The sequence below is a fragment of the Halogeometricum sp. S1BR25-6 genome, from assembly GCF_031624495.1.
Classification (GTDB): Archaea; Halobacteriota; Halobacteria; order Halobacteriales; family Haloferacaceae; genus Halogeometricum; species Halogeometricum salsisoli.
Genome location: NZ_JAMQOP010000001.1, coordinates 51,313 through 72,535, shown reverse-complemented (window position 1 = coordinate 72,535; position 21,223 = coordinate 51,313). Strand labels below are relative to the sequence as shown.

Annotated in this window: 22 protein-coding genes; 15 read left to right on the top strand and 7 right to left on the bottom strand. The window is 68.5% G+C overall.

Features of this window, described 5'->3' with window-relative positions:
- Nucleotides 1–50: 50 nt before the first annotated feature.
- The 5 genes from NDI76_RS00370 to NDI76_RS00350 all read left to right on the top strand — a co-directional run bounded on the left by NDI76_RS00370 (nucleotide 51) and on the right by NDI76_RS00350 (nucleotide 3,356).
- Nucleotides 51–203, top strand: a complete 153-nt coding sequence (locus tag NDI76_RS00370) for a hypothetical protein (RefSeq protein ID WP_310921974.1) — start codon at nucleotides 51–53, stop codon at nucleotides 201–203.
- 157 nt (nucleotides 204–360) lie between these two features.
- Entirely contained in the window at nucleotides 361–1,320 is a 960-nt protein-coding gene (locus NDI76_RS00365) for an A24 family peptidase (RefSeq protein ID WP_310921973.1), read from the top strand.
- A gap of 51 nt (nucleotides 1,321–1,371) precedes the next feature.
- On the top strand, nucleotides 1,372–1,770 hold the full coding sequence (locus NDI76_RS00360) for a hypothetical protein (RefSeq protein ID WP_310921972.1): 399 nt from the start codon (nucleotides 1,372–1,374) through the stop codon (nucleotides 1,768–1,770).
- Nucleotides 1,771–1,844: 74 nt separating this feature from the next.
- Entirely contained in the window at nucleotides 1,845–2,210 is a 366-nt protein-coding gene (gene hisI, locus NDI76_RS00355; RefSeq protein ID WP_310921971.1) for a phosphoribosyl-AMP cyclohydrolase, read from the top strand.
- A 6-nt stretch (nucleotides 2,211–2,216) separates the two neighbouring features.
- Nucleotides 2,217–3,356, top strand: a complete 1,140-nt coding sequence (locus tag NDI76_RS00350; RefSeq protein ID WP_310921970.1) for a DUF7118 family protein — start codon at nucleotides 2,217–2,219, stop codon at nucleotides 3,354–3,356.
- A 167-nt stretch (nucleotides 3,357–3,523) separates the two neighbouring features.
- Here NDI76_RS00350 and glmM read toward each other — a convergent pair whose 3' ends face one another.
- A complete protein-coding gene (glmM, locus tag NDI76_RS00345) occupies nucleotides 3,524–4,888 on the bottom strand; it encodes a phosphoglucosamine mutase (protein ID WP_310921969.1) in 1,365 nt (454 codons plus the stop codon).
- A gap of 217 nt (nucleotides 4,889–5,105) precedes the next feature.
- Between glmM and hisA the strand changes: the two genes are divergently transcribed.
- Nucleotides 5,106–5,840, top strand: coding sequence for a 1-(5-phosphoribosyl)-5-[(5-phosphoribosylamino)methylideneamino]imidazole-4-carboxamide isomerase (hisA, locus tag NDI76_RS00340; RefSeq protein WP_310921968.1), 735 nt, complete (start codon nucleotides 5,106–5,108; stop codon nucleotides 5,838–5,840).
- An 83-nt stretch (nucleotides 5,841–5,923) separates the two neighbouring features.
- On the opposite strand, the gene NDI76_RS00335 is transcribed toward hisA, so the two are convergent.
- Complete coding sequence (locus NDI76_RS00335) at nucleotides 5,924–6,109, bottom strand: hypothetical protein (RefSeq protein ID WP_310921967.1); 186 nt, start codon at nucleotides 6,107–6,109, stop codon at nucleotides 5,924–5,926.
- Between the two features lie 360 nt (nucleotides 6,110–6,469).
- On the opposite strand from NDI76_RS00335, the gene NDI76_RS00330 reads away from it, so the two are divergent.
- Nucleotides 6,470–7,135 carry a helix-turn-helix domain-containing protein gene (locus NDI76_RS00330; RefSeq protein ID WP_310921965.1) on the top strand — a complete coding sequence of 222 codons (666 nt, stop codon included), beginning with the start codon at nucleotides 6,470–6,472 and terminating at the stop codon, nucleotides 7,133–7,135.
- 18 nt (nucleotides 7,136–7,153) lie between these two features.
- Here NDI76_RS00330 and NDI76_RS00325 read toward each other — a convergent pair whose 3' ends face one another.
- On the bottom strand, nucleotides 7,154–8,008 hold the full coding sequence (locus NDI76_RS00325) for a TrmB family transcriptional regulator (protein ID WP_310921964.1): 855 nt from the start codon (nucleotides 8,006–8,008) through the stop codon (nucleotides 7,154–7,156).
- A 384-nt stretch (nucleotides 8,009–8,392) separates the two neighbouring features.
- On the opposite strand from NDI76_RS00325, the gene NDI76_RS00320 reads away from it, so the two are divergent.
- Together NDI76_RS00320 and hisB are read left to right on the top strand one after the other, a co-directional pair.
- Nucleotides 8,393–9,247 carry a TrmB family transcriptional regulator gene (locus NDI76_RS00320; RefSeq protein ID WP_310921963.1) on the top strand — a complete coding sequence of 285 codons (855 nt, stop codon included), beginning with the start codon at nucleotides 8,393–8,395 and terminating at the stop codon, nucleotides 9,245–9,247.
- Nucleotides 9,248–9,293: 46 nt separating this feature from the next.
- On the top strand, nucleotides 9,294–9,923 hold the full coding sequence (gene hisB / locus NDI76_RS00315; RefSeq protein WP_310921962.1) for an imidazoleglycerol-phosphate dehydratase HisB: 630 nt from the start codon (nucleotides 9,294–9,296) through the stop codon (nucleotides 9,921–9,923).
- Nucleotides 9,924–9,931: 8 nt separating this feature from the next.
- On the opposite strand, the gene NDI76_RS00310 is transcribed toward hisB, so the two are convergent.
- On the bottom strand, nucleotides 9,932–10,954 hold the full coding sequence (locus NDI76_RS00310; protein ID WP_310921961.1) for a prolipoprotein diacylglyceryl transferase: 1,023 nt from the start codon (nucleotides 10,952–10,954) through the stop codon (nucleotides 9,932–9,934).
- A gap of 135 nt (nucleotides 10,955–11,089) precedes the next feature.
- Here NDI76_RS00310 and trpY point away from each other — a divergent pair, with 135 nt between their 5' ends.
- The 5 genes from trpY to NDI76_RS00285 all read left to right on the top strand — a co-directional run bounded on the left by trpY (nucleotide 11,090) and on the right by NDI76_RS00285 (nucleotide 14,283).
- Nucleotides 11,090–11,593, top strand: a complete 504-nt coding sequence (trpY, locus tag NDI76_RS00305; RefSeq protein ID WP_310921960.1) for a TrpY family transcription regulator — start codon at nucleotides 11,090–11,092, stop codon at nucleotides 11,591–11,593.
- A gap of 53 nt (nucleotides 11,594–11,646) precedes the next feature.
- Nucleotides 11,647–11,928: an acylphosphatase gene (locus tag NDI76_RS00300; RefSeq protein ID WP_310921959.1), complete on the top strand. Its 282-nt coding sequence runs from the start codon at nucleotides 11,647–11,649 to the stop codon at nucleotides 11,926–11,928.
- A gap of 71 nt (nucleotides 11,929–11,999) precedes the next feature.
- On the top strand, nucleotides 12,000–12,620 hold the full coding sequence (locus NDI76_RS00295) for an IMPACT family protein (protein ID WP_310921958.1): 621 nt from the start codon (nucleotides 12,000–12,002) through the stop codon (nucleotides 12,618–12,620).
- Nucleotides 12,621–12,742: 122 nt separating this feature from the next.
- Nucleotides 12,743–13,015: a HalOD1 output domain-containing protein gene (locus NDI76_RS00290; RefSeq protein ID WP_310921957.1), complete on the top strand. Its 273-nt coding sequence runs from the start codon at nucleotides 12,743–12,745 to the stop codon at nucleotides 13,013–13,015.
- An 89-nt stretch (nucleotides 13,016–13,104) separates the two neighbouring features.
- Nucleotides 13,105–14,283 carry an NAD(P)/FAD-dependent oxidoreductase gene (locus tag NDI76_RS00285; RefSeq protein WP_310921956.1) on the top strand — a complete coding sequence of 393 codons (1,179 nt, stop codon included), beginning with the start codon at nucleotides 13,105–13,107 and terminating at the stop codon, nucleotides 14,281–14,283.
- A gap of 3 nt (nucleotides 14,284–14,286) precedes the next feature.
- On the opposite strand, the gene NDI76_RS00280 is transcribed toward NDI76_RS00285, so the two are convergent.
- The 3 genes from NDI76_RS00280 to NDI76_RS00270 are packed head-to-tail and all read right to left on the bottom strand — an operon-like array spanning nucleotide 14,287 to nucleotide 18,666.
- Entirely contained in the window at nucleotides 14,287–17,112 is a 2,826-nt protein-coding gene (locus tag NDI76_RS00280) for a TRAP transporter permease (RefSeq protein ID WP_310921955.1), read from the bottom strand.
- On the bottom strand, nucleotides 17,109–17,615 hold the full coding sequence (locus tag NDI76_RS00275; RefSeq protein ID WP_425498302.1) for a DUF1850 domain-containing protein: 507 nt from the start codon (nucleotides 17,613–17,615) through the stop codon (nucleotides 17,109–17,111). The genes NDI76_RS00280 and NDI76_RS00275 overlap by 4 nt, the downstream gene beginning before the upstream one ends.
- A 10-nt stretch (nucleotides 17,616–17,625) precedes the next feature.
- The gene (locus NDI76_RS00270) at nucleotides 17,626–18,666 is read right to left on the bottom strand and encodes a TAXI family TRAP transporter solute-binding subunit (RefSeq protein WP_310921954.1); all 1,041 of its coding nucleotides are present in this window, start codon (nucleotides 18,664–18,666) and stop codon (nucleotides 17,626–17,628) included.
- A gap of 162 nt (nucleotides 18,667–18,828) precedes the next feature.
- Between NDI76_RS00270 and NDI76_RS00265 the strand changes: the two genes are divergently transcribed.
- On the top strand, nucleotides 18,829–20,910 hold the full coding sequence (locus NDI76_RS00265; RefSeq protein ID WP_310921953.1) for a S9 family peptidase: 2,082 nt from the start codon (nucleotides 18,829–18,831) through the stop codon (nucleotides 20,908–20,910).
- Nucleotides 20,911–21,223 lie beyond the last annotated feature (313 nt).

The following is a 21,223-nucleotide window of genomic DNA, read 5'->3' as shown; positions in this document are numbered from 1 at the left end:
GGAACAGCGCGTTTCGACCACGACCACGACCACGACCGCACACCTGATACATGTCCACCAACACCGATTCGAAACGGGGGAGCACCGACCGCTACAGATACATCCAGTACACCGACGACGGCGGCACTCTCACCGTCATCCAAGACACCGAGAACCACCACGCGTGGATTCAGTCGACGCTGCACGTCCCCGTCGAACCGTGACGGCGACGGCGTGAGCCGCTCCCCGAACGTCGAAGCGTCGACAGACTGACCTGAACACTTACTCTCCGAACGTCGCGCCCGGAGGCGCGCCTCCGTCTTCGGTCGCGGCGTTTCAATATTCCAAAACGATAACTCCCCCCGGACTCGTTCGACCTGTATGGTCGCCTCCGTACCGGACCTCCTCCGACTCGTCGTCCTGCCCCTTCTGGGATGGGCGGCGTGGCGGGACATCGAAACGCGACGGGTTCCCTCCGTCGTGTGGTATCCCCTCGTCGCCCTCGGCGCGGTGCTCCTCGCGTGGGAGTCGCTCGGACATCTCGCCTTCCGACCCGTCGACCAGTTGTACTTCCTGCGCGTCGGTATCAGCCTCCTGTTCGTCGCGCCCCTCTCGTACGTGTTCTGGCGACTCGGCGGGTTCGGCGGCGCCGACGCGAAGGCGCTCATCACCATCTCGATACTGCTGCCGACGTTCCCGCAGTACCTCCTGCCGGGGTTCGGACTCCCCGTCGTCAGGACGACGCTCGGCGTGTTCTCGATGACCGTCCTGACGAACACCGTCGTGCTCGCGGTGGGGTATCCGCTCGCCCTCGGCGTCCGGAACCTCTTCGACGGGCACGCCGAACTCCCCCTCATGCTCCTCGGTCGCCGGGTGTCCGTCGCCTCGCTATCGACGGCGCACGGTCGCCTGTTCGAGACGACGACGGGGTACACCAGAAACGGCCTCGACATCGACGCCCTGCGGATGTACCTCCGCTGGCGGGGGACGACGCTGGCGGAACTGCGCGAGCGACCGGACCGACTCCGCGACCCGAACAGCATCACCGAGACGCACGACCCGACGGACGGCGCCGTCGGCGACGGGATGGCCGTCGACGGCGGTTCGGTCGCGGCTGAGGACCCCTGGGGTGCCGAGGCGTTCCTCGAAGACATCGACTCGACGGCATACGGGACGACGCCGGAGAAACTCCGCGACGGCCTCCAAGTGGTCGCCGCCCGCGAGGAGGTGTGGATATCGCCGGGCATCCCGTTCCTCGTCCCGATGTTCCTCGGCACCGTCGTCGCGTTCACCTACGGCGACATCGTCTTCGGCGTCGTCGGCGCACTCGGTCTGGTCTGAGTACGTTTCGCCGACGCGACACTTTTGGACCGCACAGACGAACGGTCGCGCGTGTCCCGAACCACCCGCGCCGTCGCACTCGTCGGCGGTCTGCTCGGCGGCGTCGTCTCGTACCTCCTGTACCCCGACCTGTTGCTCGCAGCGACGGCCGCGTTCTCGTGGGGCGTCGCGGGTGCGCTCACATACCGGGAGCGTGAGACGTGGACACGGGGGTCCGAGGACGTCTCCCTCGCGAACGCCGTCCCGGCCGTCCTCCTCTCCACCGTCGGGACGATGGGCGTCCACGCCGGCCTTCCGCTCCCCGATTCGCTCCGGTGGGCGCTGGTCGCCCTCGTCTTCGGCGCCGTCCTCGCCGCCGTCGCCGCCGGCATCGGCCTCGGACGCCGGGGGGCCGCCGCATCCGGTTCGACGGCCGAATCCGGCGGCGGAGAGAGCGACGGCGCGGACTGAGACCGATAGTCCGCGACTCGACGGCTGTCACCGGTACACAAGACATATCGGCCGGAATCACGTGTCCTCAGTCGATGACAGACGACGTCGAGGTCGACTTCGGGGCGGACGGTCTCGTCCCCGCGGTGGCGCAGGACGCCGACTCCGGCGAGGTGCTGATGCTCGCGTACGTCTCGCCCGAGGCCCTCGAACGCACCCGCGAGACGGGCCGCGCGCACTACTACTCCCGCAGTCGGGACGAACTCTGGGAGAAGGGGGCGACGAGCGGACACACCCAGTCCGTCGAGGAGGTGCGCGTCGACTGCGACGCCGACACTCTCCTCTACCTCGTCGACCAGACCGGCGGCGCGTGTCACACGGGCCACCGCTCGTGTTTCTACCGCACCGTCGACGGCGAGGAGGTCGGCGAGACGGTGTTCGACCCCGACGACGTCTACTGATTCGAGATGACAGACGAGAACTCGACTCCGACCGCGGCCGACGCCGACGACCTGCGGGAACGACTCGTCGAGGCGCGCGCGGCCCGCGACGAGGCCGAGTCGGCGGTCGCGGAGACGGGCGAGGAGTCCGTCGTCGCCGCCGCCGACGCCTACCGGAAGGCGACGCGCCTCCTCGACCGCTACGAGGACTCGGCCGTCGGGTCCGGCGACTTCCAGGCGTACGTCGAGTTCCAGGACAAGTTCCTCGGACTCGTCGAGGACCTCCCCGAGGACCTGCCGCACCGCGACGCGTTCGAGGCCGCGGCCGACCGACTCGACCGCCGCCGCCTCCGCGAACGCGACTTCGAGGGCGCGCGCGAGGACCTCGAACCCGCCGCCGCGGCCGTCGACCGACTCGACCGCAGACGCGAGACGCGCGAGGACCTGGCTGCCGCGCGGCGTGACGCGAAACTCCGACGGAAGGACATCGACGCCCGCCTCGAGGAACTGCAGCGACTGCTCGAACTCGGCGAGGCGGACGTGGACGCGCCGGTCGAACGCCTCCGCGACCCCGTGAAGACGTACAACGACGCCGTCACCGAGGAGTTCCGGACGTACAAGCGCGAGGAGTCGGCCTACGAGGTCGTCACGGCCATCGAGGCCGCCGAGTGGTACTCGCTCGTCGACTACCGGACGCCGCCGCGGGACCTCCGGTCGTTCGTCCGCGAGAGCCCTGACGCCGACGAACCGATTCCGAAACTGCTGGAGTTCGCCGACTACACGGGGTCGAAACTCGACCACTACGCCGAGGACCCGGCGGCCCTCCAGACGGCCGTCGCCGTCCACCGGACCTACCTCGAACGACTCGACGCCGGCCCCCTGCGCGTGTCGTTCCCGCCGCCGCCGGCCGAGACGCTCCGCCGCCGCGCGAACGAACTCGTCTCGGTGCTGGACCGCTTCGCGAGCGAGGAGGCGGTCGCCCGCCTGCGCGAGGTACGGAAACTGACGCGACTGGACGACTACGACCGCCTCCGGACGGCGGCGCGCGCCCGCACGGAACTGACCGACGACGAAGTCGACAGACTGCGCTCGGGCGCCGTCGAGACGGACCTGCGCGAACTCCGCGAGGCGCGCGAGAACCTGACCGCCGAACTCGACGAGGACTGACCCGCGTCGGGACGAACTCCTCGTCTCGGGTCGCGCCGTCGCTCGCTCGTGGTCGTGTCGGTCCGCGGGAACGTCGGCCGCCGGGAGCGACGACAAAACAGATATCGAAGTGACAGGTCTGCGGGTGAGCCAGTCGGGAGTCGAGACGGGGCCGGCGTCGATTCCGTTCAGATTCGGTCGAGCGCGTCCTTGAGCGCCTCTTCGGCGCCCGCGGCGAGTTCCGCGGCCCGCTCTTCGTTCCGCGCTTCCGCGTAGACGCGGACTTTCGGTTCGGTGCCGGAGGGGCGCACGAGCACCCACGCGTCGCCGTAGTCGAGGCGGTAGCCGTCCGTGGTGTTCGGCGTCGCCTCGGACGCTTCGGCGTACTCGTGAGCGGCGTCGAGCATCGCTTCGAGTTCCGCGTCGCTCTCGTACTTGAGGTTGATGCGCACGTTCACGTAGTCGGAGTAGGGGGCGACCACCTCGCTGGTCGGACGCTCGGCGACGAGTTCGAGGAACTTCGCGGCGGTGTAGGCGCCGTCGCGGACGAGGCGGTAGTTCGGGAAGAAGATGCCGCCGTTGCCCTCGCCGGCGACGGGGACGGTTTCGCCCCGTGCCCACAGGTCCCGGATTCGAGTGATGATGTTCGTCGCGCCGATGGGCGTCAGTTCGAGGTCCGCGCCCGTCTCCTCGCAGACGTCGACGAGTCGCTGAGAGACGTTCACCGCGGCGACGGTGGTATCGTTCGGTCCGAGGTGGGCGGCGGCGAGGGCGGCCAGCGACGCCTCGCCGGCGACGAACTCGCCGTGTTCGTCGACGAAGACGGCCCGGTCCGCGTCCCCGTCGTGGGCGACGCCGACGTCGGCGTCGCTGGCCTTCACGAGGCGGCAGAGGTCGCCCAGTTTGCTGCCGACCGGTTCGGACTCGCGGCCGGGGAAGCGGCCGTCGGGGTTGGCGTTGACGGTCACGACATCACAGCCGAGTTCGCGGAAGAACTCGGGGCTGGTGAGACAACCGGCGCCGTGGCCGGGGTCGAGGGCGACGGTCAGGTTCGCCTCGGAGATGGCTTCGCGGTCGACGGCCGAGAGCAGGTCCTCGACGTACTCGCGGTTCGCGGAGTCGACCTCGCGTATCTCGCCCACCTCGTCCCACGCGGCGGTGGCGAAATCCTCCGCGAGGATGTGCTCTTCGATGCGCTCTAAGTCGGCGACCGAGAGTTCGACGCCGTCGTCGCCGACGAGTTTGATGCCGTTGTACTCCGGCGGGTTGTGCGAGGCGGTGATGACGACCGCGGGCACCTCCTCCGTCTCGCAGTAGCGGACGACGCCCGGCGTCGGAACCGGACCGAGCACGTCCACGTTGACGCCGACGCTGGCGAGGCCGCTGGTCGCCGCGTTGGAGAACATCTCGCCCGTCGTTCGGGTGTCGCGCGCGACCACCACACGGTCCGACGCCCAGACTGTCCCGGCCGCCTTCGCGACGCGCAGGACGAACTCGGGCGTGAGACCGTCACCCACCACGCCCCGGGTCCCGCTCGAACCGAACAGTTTCATTACCTCTTTTTGATTCGTCCGGCGTCAAAGCGGTTGCGAATCGTGTCCTTCGAATCGCTCGCGTTTCTCCCGAACGATGCCCACGTTTTCGCCCCCTGGAACTGACGGTTCGGGGTTCGCTTCTCCCTCCGTCGGCCGCGCCGATTCCGGGCCCGACCCGCGCGGCAAATCCGCCGTCTCCGGTGACTTTACGCGCCGCGGGCGTCCACGCTCCGGTATGACGGAGGCGTTCCCGACGTTCGAGGTGGTGCCCGCGGTCGACATGCAGGACGGCGAAGTCGTCCAGTTGGTGCAGGGCGAACGCGGCACCGAGACGCGCTACGGCGACCCGGTCGAGGCCGCCGAGCGCTGGGTCGACGAGGGCGCGGAGACGCTCCACCTCGTCGACCTCGACGGCGCGTTCGAGGGCGATAGAAAGAACGCCGAGGCGGTGGAGGCCGTCGTGGACGCCGTCGACGTGCCCGTCCAGTTGGGCGGCGGTATCCGGTCGGCCGACGACGCGGTCGAACTGCTCGAACTCGGCGTCGAACGCGTCATCCTCGGCACCGCGGCCGTCGAGAACCCCGACGTCGTGAGCGAGATAAGCGAGTCGCACCCGGGGTCGGTGATGGTGAGCCTCGACGCCAAGGACGGCGAAGTCGTCGTCTCGGGGTGGACCGAGGGGACGGGGCTGGACCCCGCCGAGGCCGCCGCGCGCTACGAGGACCTCGGCGCGGGCGCGATACTGTTTACCGACGTGGACGTGGAAGGACAGTTAGAGGGCGTTCAGACCGACGTGACTCGCCGCGTCGTCGATGCGGTCGACATCCCGGTGGTCGCCTCCGGGGGCGTCGCGTCGCTCCCCGATATTCGGGCGCTGAAGGAGGCTGGCGCGGCGGCCGTCGTCGTCGGGACAGCCCTCTACGAGGGCGCGTTTACGCTCGGAGAAGCCCAAGAGGCGGTCCGCGAGTAGCGTTCGTCGCGTCCTCGTCGCTCGCGGCGCGTTCGGGAGCGTCGCGTCGACGGTCCCGTGACACCCGTTCCGCTCGTACCCGGTCACTCCGCGTCCCGTCGTCGCTTCCCGCGCGCCGCCCGGTCGGTGGTGACTCTCGCCACCGCGGCCGTCGATACGAGCGCTATCAGCGCGACCCCGAGTGCGGTCCCGGTCCCGGACTGCGCGAACAGCAGGAGGCACCCGAGCGTCAGCGTGTACAGCGCCACTGCCGTTCCCTTCAAGCGCATGGCTACCTGTTCTTTGGCCGCGCGAGAGGCATGAATATCCGGCAGACACCCGTCAGACGGTATGAAAACGGAATGCACGGTGTGTCGGATTTGCGGAGCGATAGTGTGAGGATGCGAAGTAACGACAAGGTTTCCGGCGTACCTTGCCTCCTCTAGACCACGTTCGTCGGGATTTCGACCGCACGAACGCAACACAGATGTTCTTCGAAATCACACTATCCACGACCGAATCGTCGAATCGACCGACCGCCGACGTGAAACGGCGAGCTACTCCCTACAGCCAGGACGAGTCGCACGCGACCATCGCCGCCGCCCGGGCCCGGTTCGCCTCCGGCCCCCGGCCCGAGGGGCCGTCCTGAGATGCGCCTCGAACTCTCGGTGCCGGTCGGGGGACTGGGATTAGTCCGCTCGAACGGTCTCCCGCCGACGGTCGCCGTCGAATTCGAACGCACCGCGTTCGGCGTCGAGGCGCCCTCGCTGGTCGTCGTGAGCGGTGACGGCGCCCGCTCGGCGGCGGCCGAGTTCCGCGCCAGCCCCGTCCTCGAAGAGGCGGTCCGCGTCGGCGAGACGGACGGCGAGGCGATCTACTGGCTCTCGTGGACCGAGACGCTCCCGCAACTGTTAGCGTGTCTCCGGGAGACCGGCGGGACACTCCTCCGGGCCGAGTTGCGCGACCGGGAGTGGCGCCTCACGCTCCGGTTCTCGGACAGAGGAGCGATGTCGCACTTCCACACGGCGTACGACGACCCCGAGCACCCGCTGACTATCCACCGCGTCGGCGCGTCGGACCCGACGCCCTCGACCGGAGGAAACGGCGTGACCGAGACGCAACGGGGGGTGCTTCGATGCGCGTGGGAGGGCGGTTACTTCGAGGTGCCGCAACAGCTATCGCTGGCGGAACTCGCCGAGGAGATGGATATCTCAGAGACCGCGGCGTCGCGGGCGCTGCGGCGCGGTACCGCCACCCTCCTCGACGCGTACCTCCGAGGTTCGGACGGCGCCACTCCCTCGAAGCGGCCCCTCTGACGAGAGGGATTTCGACGGTCACCGCGACGGGTCGCCGTCGCTCGGGTCCGAATCCGGATTCGGATTCGACCCCGGATTCGCGTCCGACTTCGCGTCGAGTTCCCAGGTGAACATCGCCTTCAGCACGACGACCAGTCCGTTGGTCTCGCCCGCCCCCCATATCGCCGTCTCGTCGCGAGGTTCCGGCGGGTGGTCGCCGTTCCCCTGCACGAGCACGCTCACGAGTGTCTTCTCCCGGTCGACCATCAAGAGTCGGCCGGCGGGGGTCTCCGACCACGCCCACAGCGACTCGAACGGGTCGGCCCCCGGCACCTCCTCGCGGACGTCGTCCCGAACGGGCTGCGAGAGGCCGGCCACTTTGATGGAGACGCCGCGTCGGCTGGCGGCGCGGAGTCGGTCGAGCACCTCCTCGGAGAGCAGTTCGTCGACGGTCATGAACACGATCTCCTCGGTCGCCTCGTCGATGAACTCGAGGAGGCGGTCGGTGACCGACTCGCGACCCGTGACGGTCCACACCCCCCGCTGCTCCGTCGTCCGCGGCGGGGAGTCGACAGCGTCGAGGGCTTCCAACAGGGCGTCCAGCCGGTTCGTGTACTCGCGCTCGAACCGGCGTCTCACCGTCTCCGCCGAGACGGCCCAGAACTGCTTGGGCGAGGATTGCTGGACGTCGACGAGTCCCCGCTCTCGGAGTTCCTCGACGGCGTCGTACACGCGCGTCCGCGGGACCTCGGACACCTCGCTGACCTCCTGGGCCGTCCCCCGTTCGAGACTGTCGAGCGCGACGAGCGTCCGGGCGGCGTAGACGCTCAACCCGAGCGCTTCGAGCTGTTCGACGGCGACGGCGTGGGGGTCGTCGGACGGGTCTGAAGACATAATGAGAGCGGACTCCGCGGTCGGAAACTGCCCCGAGGGGGCAGTCGCAGCACGCCGCCGCAGAGAGGTTGGGACCCATTCTGTCGGCGTGCCGTTCGTCGTTCTATCCTCCACCGATATATTTGTGTTGTGATTAACCGAGTGAACAACTCCATCCCCCCCCCCAATAGCGGCGCGGAGTCTATCAGTCTCGAAAGCGATACTGTGAGTAACTGAGTGACTGCCTCAGAGGCCGTCGAACGCCGCCCTTCGGTCGACGGAACGGCCGCGTCTCGCTCTCCCGTTTCGCTCGTCTCGACGAGTGCTTCGGAGCGGAAGCGTCTTTCCTCGGGCGCGTCAACTCCACTGTGACGACTGAGTAGCCGGTCAAAGAGGTTGGGACCCATGGAAGACCTAACGAACGTTGAACGAGCGGTCGAACTGCTCCAGAAACTCGGATTGAAAGAGTACGAAGCAAAGTGCTTCGTCGCACTCACGCAGCTTCCGAGCGGCACAGCGAAACACATCAGCGAGATATCGGAGGTGCCGCGCACGCGCGTGTACGACGCCGTCCGCGTGCTCGAAACGCAGGGGCTCGTCGAGATTCAGCACGCGAACCCGCAGCGGTTCCGCGCCGTCTCCATCGACGAGGCGGCGCAGACGCTCCGGAGCGAGTACGAGTCGCGGACCGAGTCGCTCCGGGAGACGTTGCAGGGAGTCGAGGCGGCCACCGTTGACGACGAGGTGGACGTCTCCCACGAGGTGTGGGCGCTCTCGGGAAGCGCGGCGATAGCGACCCGCACGACGCAACTCGTCGACGAGGCGGAGTCGGAAGTCGTCCTCATCGTCGGCCACGAGTCGGCGCTGACGGACGACTTGGTGGAACGGCTCGAATCGGCGCAGGACCGCGGCGTCTCCGTCGTCGTCGGTACGGTGTCGGAGTCGCTGCACGAGGACGTGCGCGCGGTGCTTCCGGGGGCGGAGGCGTTCGTCTCCGAGTTGGAGTGGTTGCGGTCGACGGCGGCAGACGACGCCACGGAGATAACGCGACTGCTCTTGGTCGACAGAACCACCATCCTCGTGAGCACGACTCACTCGGGCGGCGCGACGGGCGAGCAGTCCGAACAGGCCGTCTTCGGCCGCGGGTTCGAGAACGGACTCGTCACCATCGTCCGCCGATTGATGTCGACGGGGCTGTTTCCCGTCGACGACCCGTACGCGGACCCGGCCGCGGACGGGGGCAGTTCGGACGCGTCGTGAGGCGCGAGAGCGCAACCGTGATACCGCCCCGCGACGACACGCCGGTATGACCGACGACGCCGACGGGGACGCCGACGAACGGAGAGAGGCCGCCTCGCGCACCGCCGCCATCTCCCGCGAGACGGCCGAGACGACCATCGACGTGACGCTGACCGTCGACGGCGACGGGGACAGCGCCGTCGACACCGGCGTCGGGTTCTTCGACCACATGCTCGAAGCGTTCGCCAAGCACGGCCTGTTCGACCTGACCGTCCAGTGCGACGGCGACCTGCACATCGACGACCACCACACCGTCGAGGACGTGGCCATCGTCCTCGGCGACGCCTTCGACGAGGCCCTCGGCGACAAACGCGGCATCGTCCGCTACGCCGACCGGAAGGTCCCCTTGGACGAGGCCGTCGCCGGCGTCGTCGTGGACGTGAGCGGTCGCCCGTACTTCGATTTCGACGGCGCGTTCTCGCAGGACGAAATCGGCGACTTCACCAGCGACATGGCCCGGCACTTCGGCTACTCGCTGGCGATGCACGCCGGTCTGACGTTGCACACCGAAATCGAGGGCGACAACGCCCACCACGAGGTCGAGGCGCTGTTCAAGGCTCTCGCCCGCGCCTTGGACGACGCGACGCGCGTGGACCCGCGTCGCAGCGACACCCCGAGCACGAAAGGGGCGCTGTAGCCCCCCGCTCAGGCCTTCTGAAGCCGTCCGTCTTCTTCTTCCAGCACGTCGCGCCGAACCGCGTAGTCGATGATGGCGTCGACCTCGGAGCGGTCGAGTTCGTACGCGCCGGCGGCGACGTCGGCGAACTCGTCGCGGTCGACCGGGAGGTCGCGGTTGTTCAGGAGGCGCATCACCCGCCGGAACTTCTCCGGTTCGGCCTCGATGGCCTCCGCGTCGTCTAGCTCCTCGCTCGCCGCCGCCACTTCTTCTCTCACGTCGTCTTCGACTTCGTAGTCCTCGGCGGGGTCGCCGTCGGCGGACTGCCGCCTGTCGGCGTCGTCGACTTCGTAGTCTTCGGCCGGTCGGTCCCCGAACGTCTCTTCGTCGCTCGTCTCATCCCGACGCTCCTCGTCGGCCGTCGGAGCGCCGTCCTCCGTCGCGGCCGGAGTCTCGGCGTCCGTCGCGGCCTCCGTCTCTTCGGCTACCGTCTCCTCGTCGACCTCGTAGTCCTCGGCCGGTCGGTCCCCGAACGTCTCCTCGTCGCTCGTCTCCTCGCTTGACGTCGCTCTGCTCCCGTCGTCGTCGACGTCGGCCGTTTCACCGTGGGCCGATTCGTCCTCGTCGTCGCCGTCGATTCCGCCGTCGGCGCTCCGGACTGCGTCCTCGGCTTCGGTCGTCATCGGCGTCGCGTCCGTCGCGTCCGGTGCATCCGGTGCGTCTGGCGCGTCCACTGTGTTCGCCGTCGAGGTGGCGACGGGGCGTTCGGTGATGTCGCCCTCTCGGTTGCTCACTCCCGACGCGGAGACGGGTTCGGGTGACTCGCCGCGCTCCCGTTCCTCGACGGCGGTGTCTCTGCTCGCCGCCGCGTCGAAGCCGAGGCGGGCGAGGAGGGGGTCGACGACGGTTTCGAGCGTCTGGAGGCAGTCGTCGCAGAGGACGACGCGACGCTGTTCGTCTTCGGTCGGCGAGAGTTCCGCGGGCAGGACTTCGTAGATGCCGCTGGCGTCCTCGCCGCAGAAGTCACACGAACGAAGCTGTCGCATGGACATGGTTCAGGATGCTCACCGCGGGCGGTTAAACCCTCTCGCCGCCGCGGGTCGGCCGTCTTCGGACCCGCCGCGACCGCCTCGTCGGGCGACGAGCGAGGGATTAATGCCGCCGCCTTCCAATCTCCCGGAAAAGCGATGTTCGACGAGATAATGCGGAAGTTCGAGGGGAGTCCGAGCCAACAGGAGGTCATCCGCCTCCTCCTCGAACGCGGGTTCTCCGTCAACGACGAGGGGCGGGTCGTCTCCGGCGGCATCGAGATTCCGAACACCGGCATCGCCCGCGAAATCGGCGTCGACCGCCGCGTCGTCGACTCCACCACCAGTGCCATCCTCGACGACGAGCAACTCCGCCGCATCTTCCAGAACATCTCGTCGATTCCCAGCCTGATGGACCTCGCGCCCGTCCTCGACCTCTCCGTCCTCACCGTCGAAGTCGCCGACGCCGACGCCCCCGGCATCGTCGCCGAGATAACGTCTCGACTCGCGGACCGCGACATCTCCATCCGCCAGACGATAAGCGAGGACCCCGAGTTCACCGACGACCCGAAACTCTACGTCGTCACCGACGAACCGATTCCGGGCGACCTGTTGAACGAACTGTCGAGCCTTCCGTTCGTCCGCCGTATCAGCATCGCCTGATTTGACCCGCCTCGGCCACAGGCCGTTTGAGTGCTCCGCCCGTAGCGACCGTAATGGCCGACACACGCGCGCACGTTTTCGTCACCGGTACCGTTCAAGGCGTTCACTTCCGCGACAATCTCCACGAGACGGCCCGCGCCCACGACGTCGACGGGTGGGCGCGGAACCTCGAAGACGACCGCGTCGAGGCGGTGTTCGAGGGCGCCGAGGGCGACGTCGAACACGTCATCGACTGGTGCAAGCGCGGTCCGCCGAAGGCCGAGGTGGAGGGCGTCAACATCGAGATGGGGAGCCCGCAGGGGGACTTGGAGGGCTTTCGGAAGGTGAACGAGTAGGGCTCGGACCCCGAACCGACCTCGCCCGCGACGACCGAACCCTTTTGCCCGAACCCGCGCCAACTCCGACCGTGACCGACGCCTACCGCACCGTCGCCGGCCCCGGCGAGGCAAGGTTCGAGATTCGCGGCTCCGAGTTCCTCGGCTACGTCGACCGCGCGAACACGGTCGAGGAGGCGGAGGCGTTCGTCGACGCGGTGCGGGAGCGACACGCCGACGCGACGCACAACGTGCCCGCCTACCGCGTCCCCGCCGGAGGGGAGTCGGCCGGGTCCGGGACGATGCTCCGCGAGTACTCCTCGGACGACGGCGAACCCTCCGGTTCGTCCGGGAAGCCCGCGCTGAACGTCCTCGTTCAGCAGGACCTCAGAAACGTCGTCGCCGTCGTCGCGCGCTACTACGGCGGCACCAACCTCGGCGTCGGCGGCCTCGCCCGCGCGTACTCCCGCGGCGTGAAAGACGCCGTCGACGCCGCCGGAATCGCGGAGGAGGTGCCGCACGAGACGTTCGCCGTGACGGTCGCCTACGACGACTCCGGCACCGTCCGCGGCATCTTAGAGAGTGCGGGCGTCGAGTTCGAGGCGGCGTACGAGGCGGACGTCTCCTTCGACGTTCGGGTTCCGGTCGAGGACGGGTCCGGTCTGCGCGACCGGATTCGGAGCGCCACCAGCGGTCGGGCCGACGTCGGGTAGCGGCGGAGGTCGACCCTCCGCGAAATCACCCGGTACGGCGGCGCGCCGCGCGCCGACCATATATTTCCCGTCGCTGCAAAAAGAAATTTAGGAACGGTCGGCGTATCTGTCAGAAGGGACCCATGACCCACGACCCCGAACGCCGACGGTACTACCCCGGCGACGACGTCGCACTCAGCGAGGCGATACTGGAAGCCGTCCAGGAACACGAGCACGCGACGTTCTCCGGCGACGAGTTCCGCCTGTACGACAACATCAACCCCGACGCCATCGACATGCTGTTCAAAGACACGAGCGACGTCGATATCAGCGTCACCATCGAACTCGAGAACCTCACCGTGGGGCTGTGGAGCGACGGCGGCGTCGACATCCGCGTCAGCGATAAAGTGGAGTAGCGTCTCCGACTCCGTCGGCTTCCTCGCCCCGTCCCGCTCCGGAACAAACGAAGCGACAGTATCACGTCTCGGAGCGCCGTCTCGCCTCCATGACAGACCGATACGAGGCGGTCGTGGTCGGCGGCGGCATCGCCGGGTCGTCCGTCGCCTACCACCTCGCCCGCGAGGGAGTCGAGACGCTCCTCGCGGACCGTCGCGACGAGGGCCGGGCCACCGACGCCGGCGCGGGTATCCTCTCGCCGGCGACGACCAGCAGGGACAACGAACCGTGGGTCGAGTTCGCCGTCGAGGCCGTCGGCTACTACGACGAACTGGTCGCGGCGCTCGAACGCGAGCAGGACGGCCCGCACGGCTACGCCGAACGCGGCGTCCTGAGCGTCGCCGTCAACGACGACGAAGTCGAAGCGTTCGAGCGGACGATGGAACTCATCGACGGGCGACGCGAGCGGTTCGGAATCCCCGAACCGGGGTCGCTGCGGGAACTCGACGCCGACGAGGCGAGAGCGCGGTTCCCGCCGCTTGCCGACGTGGAACGCGCACTCTACTACGAAGACGCCGCCCGGGTCGACGGGCGGACGTTCGAGTCGGCGCTCCGGCGGGCGGGCGAGTCGCACGGCCTGACCGAACGCGAGGCGAGCGTGAGCGAACTCGTTCTCACCGGCGGCGACGGAGACGACGACGACGGGGCCGGAAGCCGAGGAGTCGACGGCGTCGTCCTCGACTCCGGCGAGCGCATCGACGCCGAGAACGTCGTCCTCGCGGGCGGCGCGTGGTCGGAGTCGTTCGGGTCGCAGTTGGGCGTCGAGATTCCCGTCGAACCGCAACGCGGACAGATAGTTCACCTCGACGTGGACGCCGACACCGACGGTTGGCCCATCGTCAGCCCCTTTCGGGGCCACTACATGGTGTCGTGGGACGACGGCCGCGTCGCCGCCGGCGCGACCCGCGAGGCGGGGTCGGGGTTCGTCCCGCGCACCACCGTCGAGGGCCTGCGCGAGGTGTTCGACGAGGTGCTCCGCGTCGCCCCCGGCCTCGCGGACGCCTCGCTCCGCGCCTCGCGCGTCGGTCTCCGACCGCTGACCCCCGACGGCCTGCCCGTTTTGGGAGCCGTACCGGACGTGGCGGGCGCCTATCTCTGCACGGGCCACGGGCCAACGGGTCTCCAGTTGGGACCGTACAGCGGAAAAGTAGTCGCCGATATCGTGCGCGGCGAGACGCCCGAATCGTTCGGGGCGGACCTCGGACGGTTCGCCGTCGACCGTTTCTGACCCTCAGTCGCTCGTCGTCGCGGCCGTCGGATTCGGTTTCTCGTCCGCCCCGCGGCGGTTCCGGAACGCGAGGAAAGCGAACAGGACGCCGCCGGCGGCGCGCATCCCCACGTCGAGGACGAGCGGTTCGCCGAGGTTCGTCAGGATGCCGACAACTCCGAGCACGTCGGTGACGGCGTTCAGGAGCAGCATCGGCGCCATGAGCAGCAGCGCCGCGACGGCGTAGAGGGCGCGTTCGCCGGCGCCGACGGTCCGGTAGAGGAAGCCGATGACCGTCACGCCGAGGGCGACGACGCCGAGGAACACCCCGGCGACGGGAATGACCACCTCGGGGAGGAAGTACGCCACGTCGGTCACGTCGGCGAACGTGAGGACGCGGGCGGACTCGCCGCTCCCGCGGAGGAGCAGGATGCCGGGGGTGAGCGCGAACGCGAACGGCACGATGGCCTTGTTGAGCGACAGCGAGAACGCCTGCACCCCCGTTTGGAACGGATCGGACTTGGCTATCCCCGACGCGGCGTAGGCGGCGACGGCCACCGGCGGCGTGATGTCCGCGATGACGCCGAAGTAGAGGATGAACAGGTGGGCCGCGAGCAGGGGAATGTCCGAGGACTGCGCGATGGCCGGCCCCAGGAGCGAGACGAGGATGATGTACGTCACCGTCGTCGGCATCCCCATCCCGAGGATGATGGACGCGACGGCGGTGAACACCAAGAGGAGCACGAGCGACCCGCCCGCAGTCGTGCGGATGAGCGCCGTCAGGTTGGGGCCGAGACCCGTCGCGCTGACGACGCCGGGGATGATGCCCGCGGCGGCGACGGCGACGACGACTTCCGTCGCGGTGCGCGCGCCGGAGTCCATCGACTTGCCGACGAACACGCCGTAGCGGACGGCGTTCAGGCGGGCGAGCGCGGGTCGGCCGACTGACTGTGCGACTCGTTCGGTGGTGTCGTCGACGGCGGCGTCCAAATCAAGGAGCGGCGCGTCGATGCGCGGGCGGACGAGCAGGAACGCGAGGCTGACGAGGACGACGATGGTTCCGAGGTCCCCGCCCGCGGCGAACACGGCCTCGACGGGACCCATCGCCGCCTCCGCCCCGCCGGTCGCCGCCGCGAGGGCGCCGACGCCGGTGAGGAGATAAGAAGCGACCTGCGCGGCCGCGAGAACGACGATGGCGCCGACCAGCGGCACCCGCGTTCGAGGACCGTACGCCGCCACGAAGGCGACGAGCGCCATGATGGCGACGAGCGTGAACCACGCCGACCGCGCGACGGTGAGGCGTTCGACCAGGAGGTAGAACAGCAGCAGGCCGATGGGGAGAAGGTAGAACCAGCCGATGCGGAGGTGCGCGCCGAGGTCGACCACTTCGCTGCGGTCGAGGCCGCCGATATCAGTCCGGACGGCTTCGAGGTGGACCATCACCCAGACGCCGAAGAAGAACACGATGGCGGGGATGGTGGCGGCGATGATGATGTCCGAGAACGGGACGCCGATGAACTCTATCATTAGGAACGCGGCTGCGCCCATCACCGGCGGGAGAATCTGTCCGCCCGAGGAGGCTGAGGCCTCCACCGCGCCCGCGAACTCCGGACGGTAGCCCGATTTCTTCATCAGCGGGATGGTGAACGCCCCCGTCGTGACCGTGTTGGCGATGGAGGAACCGGATATCATTCCCATGAACCCGGAGGCGAGGATGGACGCCTTGGCCGGTCCGCCGCGGCGCGTCCCGGTGGCGGCGTACGCGAGGTCGATGAACCACTGGCCGGCGCCGGACATCTCCAAGAACGCGCCGAACAGGATGAAGATGTAGATGAACTGCACCGACACGGTGACGGGGATGCCGAAGACGCCGTTCTCGGTGTTGTACCAGAGGTTCTGGATGATGTTCGCCCACGACCCCTCGGTGATGGAGAGGACGCCGATGACCGGCGTGTCCGGCGCGATGAAGTAGCCGTACCGCGCGTAGACGATGAACGAGGCGACGATGAGCATGAGGTAGAGACCGAGGGCGCGGCGGGTCGCCTCCAACACGAGGAGGACGCCCACGGCGCCGAGGAAGAACGGGTAGGAGACGTCGGCCAGCGGAATCCCGACGGCGCTCACCGCCTCGGCCAGAACGCCGAACGGGCCGAGATACTCCGCGACGGACCGGCCCGCGGCCAACCCCAGCACGCGGAGTTGCTGAATCTCCGACCACTCGGTCACCATGTACTGCGCCGTGGCCACCGAGAGGACGACGCAGACGAGGTCCGCGGGCGTCACGCGGTTCCGGTCGCCGTCGACGGCCGCCCAGCGAACGCCGCCTCTGACCGCCGTCGCTCCCCTCGTCACCGGGCTGTCGGCGCCGAACCGCGCGCGCGTCGCCGGGACGACGCGTCCGAGACGGCGGGCGACGGCTCCGGAGCCGTCGGTCGGCGGGAAGAGCACGAACGCGAGGACGAGGGCGAACGCGACGTGGACGGCGTTTATCTGGAGCAGTTGAAGCTGTCCGACGCCCACCTCGCCGAGGAGGGGGAGGTCGACCTCGAACGTGAAGCCGCGGGCGGCCAGCCACATCTGGTACAGCGAGAACGCGATGCCGACGATAGAGACGAAGAGGGCCGCAAAGCCCGACAGGGAGCGCTTCCGCTCTATCTCCTGGAGAAGCTCTTCGGCCTCCTCGTCGCTCAGCACGTCCGCATCGTCGGCGTCGGCGGCGTCGTTTCGCCCGTCGTCGTTCCGGTCGGCGCCGTCCCGGCCGCCGTCGGCTACCACGCGGTCCCGCGCGTTCGTTTCGGGGTCCGTCCCCGCTTCGTCACCGCTCCGGCGGTCGTCTGTGTCGGATGTCATAGCTTGCTACCTGCCAGCGAGAGGGCGTGCGAGAGCGCGGACCGGCGTTCGACCGCCACCCGGACCGACCGGGCGTCCGAGAGGGCGACGAGGTCGTACGTCTCGTCGCAGACGCGGAGTTCGTGGCCCGCGATACGGCCGGGCTTCACGTACAGTTCCTCGTAGGTGCCCTCGGGGTCGAAGACGAACGTCCCGTTCTCGACGGTCACGTTCGCCCGCGCCGGGAGTCCCGCCCCGTACGACTCGAACTCCATCCGCGTCATCGTGAGGTTCGTCCCGTCGACGGCGTAGCCGTCCAAGACGCGCGTCTTCTCCACGCTGTGCGTGTATTCGAGGGCGACCGGCGTTCCCTCCGAGACGGGAACCGTCAAGAGTTCCTCGCCGGTCTCGGCGTCTTCGACCACCAGTACGCGGTCGTCGGGCGTCGCCGCCCCCGCCCCGGCGACGAGGAGGACGAGGACGACGAGAACCGCGAGCGAGCGCGCGGTTCGTCTCGGGGTCACGACGGACCGCTTACCCGAAGTACGCCTGTGCGCCCGGGTGGAGGTCGATGGACATCCCCTCCTGGGCGGACTCCGCCGAGATGAAGTCCGTCTTGATGGTGAGTTGGTCCGCGTTGTCGAAGATGGCCGCCGTGACCTCTTCGACCGTGGCGTTCTCCACCTGCGTCGTCGTCGCTATCATCGCCTGCACCGACACCGTCGGAACGGCGGAGTCGAGGCCGTACGTCCCGGAGGGAACCTCGTCGTCGGCATAGAACGGCGCGGCGTCCTTGACCGCCTGCCTGTTGTCGCCCTCGACGGGGACGATGACGACGTCCTCGGTCGCCGCCAGTTCCTCGATGGCGCCGACGGGCCACCCGCCGACGACGAACGCCGCGTCGATGTCGCCGTTCTTCAACTGGTCGGACGCCGTCGAGAATCCGGTGTTCTGCTCCTCGTAGTCGGAGACGCCGAGCGCTTCGAGAATCTGCGTCGCGTTCACCTGCGTCCCCGACCCGAGGTCGCCCGTGTTGATGGTCGTCCCCGAGAGGTCCGAGGGGGATTCGATGCCCGTCCCGGCGAGCGTGACGATGTGGATGGTCTCGGGGTAGAGCGTCGCGACGCCGCGGAGGCTCTCGACGGCGTTCCCCTGGAAGGCGTCGATGCCCTCGCCGTTGACCGCGAAGTAAGCGATGTCGTTCTGGATGAGCGCGAAGTCGGCCTCGCCGCGGGCGAGACTGCCGACGTTCTCCACCGACGCCCCGGTGGACTGCACCTGAAGCGTGTAGTCGGTGTTGTCCTCGACGACGGCCTTGAACTCGTTCGACAGCGGGAAGTACGTCCCGCCGGTCCCGCCGGCGTGCCACGAGAGGCGCCCGCTGCCGCCGGACCCGCCACCCGAGGACTCCGTCTCCGTGCCCGTTCCCATCTCCGTCTCCGTCGACTCGCCGCCCTCGGTCGTCGTCGTCTCGCCCTCGCCGCCGTTCCCGCCGCTGGAACAGCCCGCGATTCCGACTAAGCCCGCTGCCCCGGTCGCTGCGATGAACTGACGGCGTCGCATATTATCTGCCATATCTCCGTACCTACTGCCGCCACATATATACGGGTTTTTATCAATTACCGGATTCTCTTCAAATACGGAAGGTATTCTCAACTAAGACACATGTTAGCGCCCACCAGCGGCCGTCTCCGCCGGTGGGCGTAACGCTTTCAGCGGAGGTATCGAAGCCGGAGTATGACTCACGTCGCCGCGACGGACTACCACGACATCGTGCAGGTCGAGGACCCGCAGGTGTCGCCGGACGGGACGCGCGTCGCGTTCGTCCGCAAGGAACCGAAGGACGAGGAATCCTACGAACAGACCGTCTACGTCGTCCCAACGGACGGGAGCGCGGACCCACGGCGACTCACCATCGCGGAGGGCGTCGACTCCCTGCCCCGGTGGAGCCCCGACGGCGACCGACTCGCGTTCGTCTCCACGCGGGGCGCCGACGACGACCGGCCGCAACTGTGGGTGCTTCCCCTCGGCGGCGGCGAGGCAGAGCGACTCACGGACGTCCCCGGCGGCGTCTCTGGAATCGAGTGGAGCCCCGACGGGGGACGAATCGCCTTCCAACAGGCGACCACGGAGAGAGAGCGCGAAGACGGCCTCGACGTCGGCCTCGACGGCGAGGAGTACGAACGCGAGACGCCCGACCCGCGCGTCGTCGACCGACTCGTGTACCGCCAGCACGAGCGTTACCGCGACGGCACCGTCGCGCACGTCTACGTCGCGGACGCGACCGGCGACGCAGACTCCTACTCGGACCGCGTCGAACGCCTCACCGACGGCGAACTCGACCACGTCTCGCCCGCGTGGCGCGACGACGAGACACTCTACCTCGGCGTGAAGTATCCCCAAGGGGAAGTCGAACCCGACGACAGCGTCGTCATCGACATCCAGTCCGCGGACCTCGCTTCCGACTCCGACGAACTCTCGGACGTGACGCGGACGACCTGCTGGGCCCTCGTGATGGACGTGGCCGCCGACGGCCGGGTTGCGTACGGTCACACGCCCGAGGAGCGACTGTCGATGCGAAGCTCCGATATCCGGGTGTACGACCCCGAGACGGACGAAACCGTCACGCCGACCGAGGACCTCGACCGCACCGTCGACCTCTCGGGGTTCGAGTGGGGGCCGGGCGAGGAGTTCGTCTACTTCCTCACGCCCGACGAGGGGCACTACGTCTCCCGGCGCGTGCGGGGAGACGCGTCCGAGGAACCGGAACTCCTCGTCGGCGAGGGACACGCGACGGGCCTCTCCGTCGGCGGCAGTCCCGAGAACCCGGTCGTCGCCTCCGCCAAGAGCGAGTGGGACCACCGCGGCGACGTGTTCGCGTTCGAGGACGGCGAAGAGACGCGCCTGACGGAGGTGAACGCCGACTACCTCGCCGACGTCGACGTGCAGGAACCCGAGGAGATACGGTTCGACTCGGACGGCGTCGAGGTGCAGGGGTGGCTCTTGACGCCGCCGGACGCCGGCGAGGGCGAACCCCATCCGCTCGTCGTCGAGATTCACGGCGGCCCGCACGCCATGTGGACCGGGTCGGGGACGATGTGGCACGAGTACCAACTGTTGGCCGCCCGCGGCTACGCCGTCTTCTGGTCGAACCCGCGGGGGTCGACCGGCTACGGCGAGGGGTTCGCTACGGCCATCGAATCCGACTGGGGCGACGTGACGATGACGGACGTGATGAACGGCGTCGAGGAGGTGTGCGAACGCGACGACGTCGACGAGTCGAACGCGTTCGTCACCGGCGGGTCGTTCGGCGGGTTCATGACCGGATGGATCGTCGGCCAGACCGACTTCTTCGCCGGCGCCGTCGCGCAACGCGGCGTGTTCGACCTCTCGTCGTTCTACGGGTCGACGGACGCGTTCAAACTCATCGAGGGCGACTTCGATTCGACGCCGTGGGAGGACCCCGAGTTCCTCTGGGAACAGTCGCCCGTCGCCTACGCCGACGAGGTGACGACGCCGACGCTCGTGATGCACGCGGACAACGACTTCCGCGTGCCCGTCAACAACGGCGAGATGTTCTACCTGTTCATGAAGAAGAACGGCGTCGAAACCCGCCTCGTCCGATATCCGCGCGAGGGACACGAACTCTCCCGGTCGGGCGAACCGGGGCACGTCGTCGACAGACTCGAACGCACCGTCCGCTGGTTCGACGGCTACTCCGAGCACCACGACGCGTCGAAGGCACTCGAACGCGGCGACGACGGCCTCTCGACGGGCGCGGGCGACGGAAACGACGGAGACGACGGCGCCGACGAGTAACCGCCGTCTCCGGACGAGTACGTACCGCACCCCTCCGCTCGCGGGGGTCGTTTCCGCTCCACCTCTCGTCGCTCTCCCGCGCCGCAGTCTGTCGTTTTCGAGCCGAAGTGAAGGGGTTTCGCGGTCCGTCCGCCCCTTCCCCGACGGCGACCCGTGCCTACGTTTCTCACGGGTGGTGTCGGATGGTCCGTTTCGCCTCGTTCGCTTCGAAATAAAAACGACCGACGGCGGCGAGATTCCATCCGAAGTGAGGGGGTTCGCTTGGCCGTCGACGGGGCCGGCGAGTCGGCGCGTCGCGGTCGACACAACAGTG

Coding starts and splice junctions, on each gene's coding strand:
- NDI76_RS00285 (WP_310921956.1), top strand. CDS start 13,105: ATGACAGACCGATACGAGGCGGTCGTGGTCGGCGGCGGCATCGCCGGG.
- NDI76_RS00370 (WP_310921974.1), top strand. CDS start 51: ATGTCCACCAACACCGATTCGAAACGGGGGAGCACCGACCGCTACAGA.
- NDI76_RS00270 (WP_310921954.1), bottom strand. CDS start 18,666: ATGGCAGATAATATGCGACGCCGTCAGTTCATCGCAGCGACCGGGGCA.
- trpY (WP_310921960.1), top strand. CDS start 11,090: ATGTTCGACGAGATAATGCGGAAGTTCGAGGGGAGTCCGAGCCAACAG.
- NDI76_RS00335 (WP_310921967.1), bottom strand. CDS start 6,109: ATGCGCTTGAAGGGAACGGCAGTGGCGCTGTACACGCTGACGCTCGGG.
- NDI76_RS00325 (WP_310921964.1), bottom strand. CDS start 8,008: ATGTCTTCAGACCCGTCCGACGACCCCCACGCCGTCGCCGTCGAACAG.
- NDI76_RS00280 (WP_310921955.1), bottom strand. CDS start 17,112: ATGACATCCGACACAGACGACCGCCGGAGCGGTGACGAAGCGGGGACG.
- NDI76_RS00320 (WP_310921963.1), top strand. CDS start 8,393: ATGGAAGACCTAACGAACGTTGAACGAGCGGTCGAACTGCTCCAGAAA.
- NDI76_RS00330 (WP_310921965.1), top strand. CDS start 6,470: ATGCGCCTCGAACTCTCGGTGCCGGTCGGGGGACTGGGATTAGTCCGC.
- NDI76_RS00365 (WP_310921973.1), top strand. CDS start 361: ATGGTCGCCTCCGTACCGGACCTCCTCCGACTCGTCGTCCTGCCCCTT.
- NDI76_RS00300 (WP_310921959.1), top strand. CDS start 11,647: ATGGCCGACACACGCGCGCACGTTTTCGTCACCGGTACCGTTCAAGGC.
- NDI76_RS00290 (WP_310921957.1), top strand. CDS start 12,743: ATGACCCACGACCCCGAACGCCGACGGTACTACCCCGGCGACGACGTC.
- NDI76_RS00350 (WP_310921970.1), top strand. CDS start 2,217: ATGACAGACGAGAACTCGACTCCGACCGCGGCCGACGCCGACGACCTG.
- hisB (WP_310921962.1), top strand. CDS start 9,294: ATGACCGACGACGCCGACGGGGACGCCGACGAACGGAGAGAGGCCGCC.
- glmM (WP_310921969.1), bottom strand. CDS start 4,888: ATGAAACTGTTCGGTTCGAGCGGGACCCGGGGCGTGGTGGGTGACGGT.
- NDI76_RS00310 (WP_310921961.1), bottom strand. CDS start 10,954: ATGTCCATGCGACAGCTTCGTTCGTGTGACTTCTGCGGCGAGGACGCC.
- NDI76_RS00265 (WP_310921953.1), top strand. CDS start 18,829: ATGACTCACGTCGCCGCGACGGACTACCACGACATCGTGCAGGTCGAG.
- hisA (WP_310921968.1), top strand. CDS start 5,106: ATGACGGAGGCGTTCCCGACGTTCGAGGTGGTGCCCGCGGTCGACATG.
- hisI (WP_310921971.1), top strand. CDS start 1,845: ATGACAGACGACGTCGAGGTCGACTTCGGGGCGGACGGTCTCGTCCCC.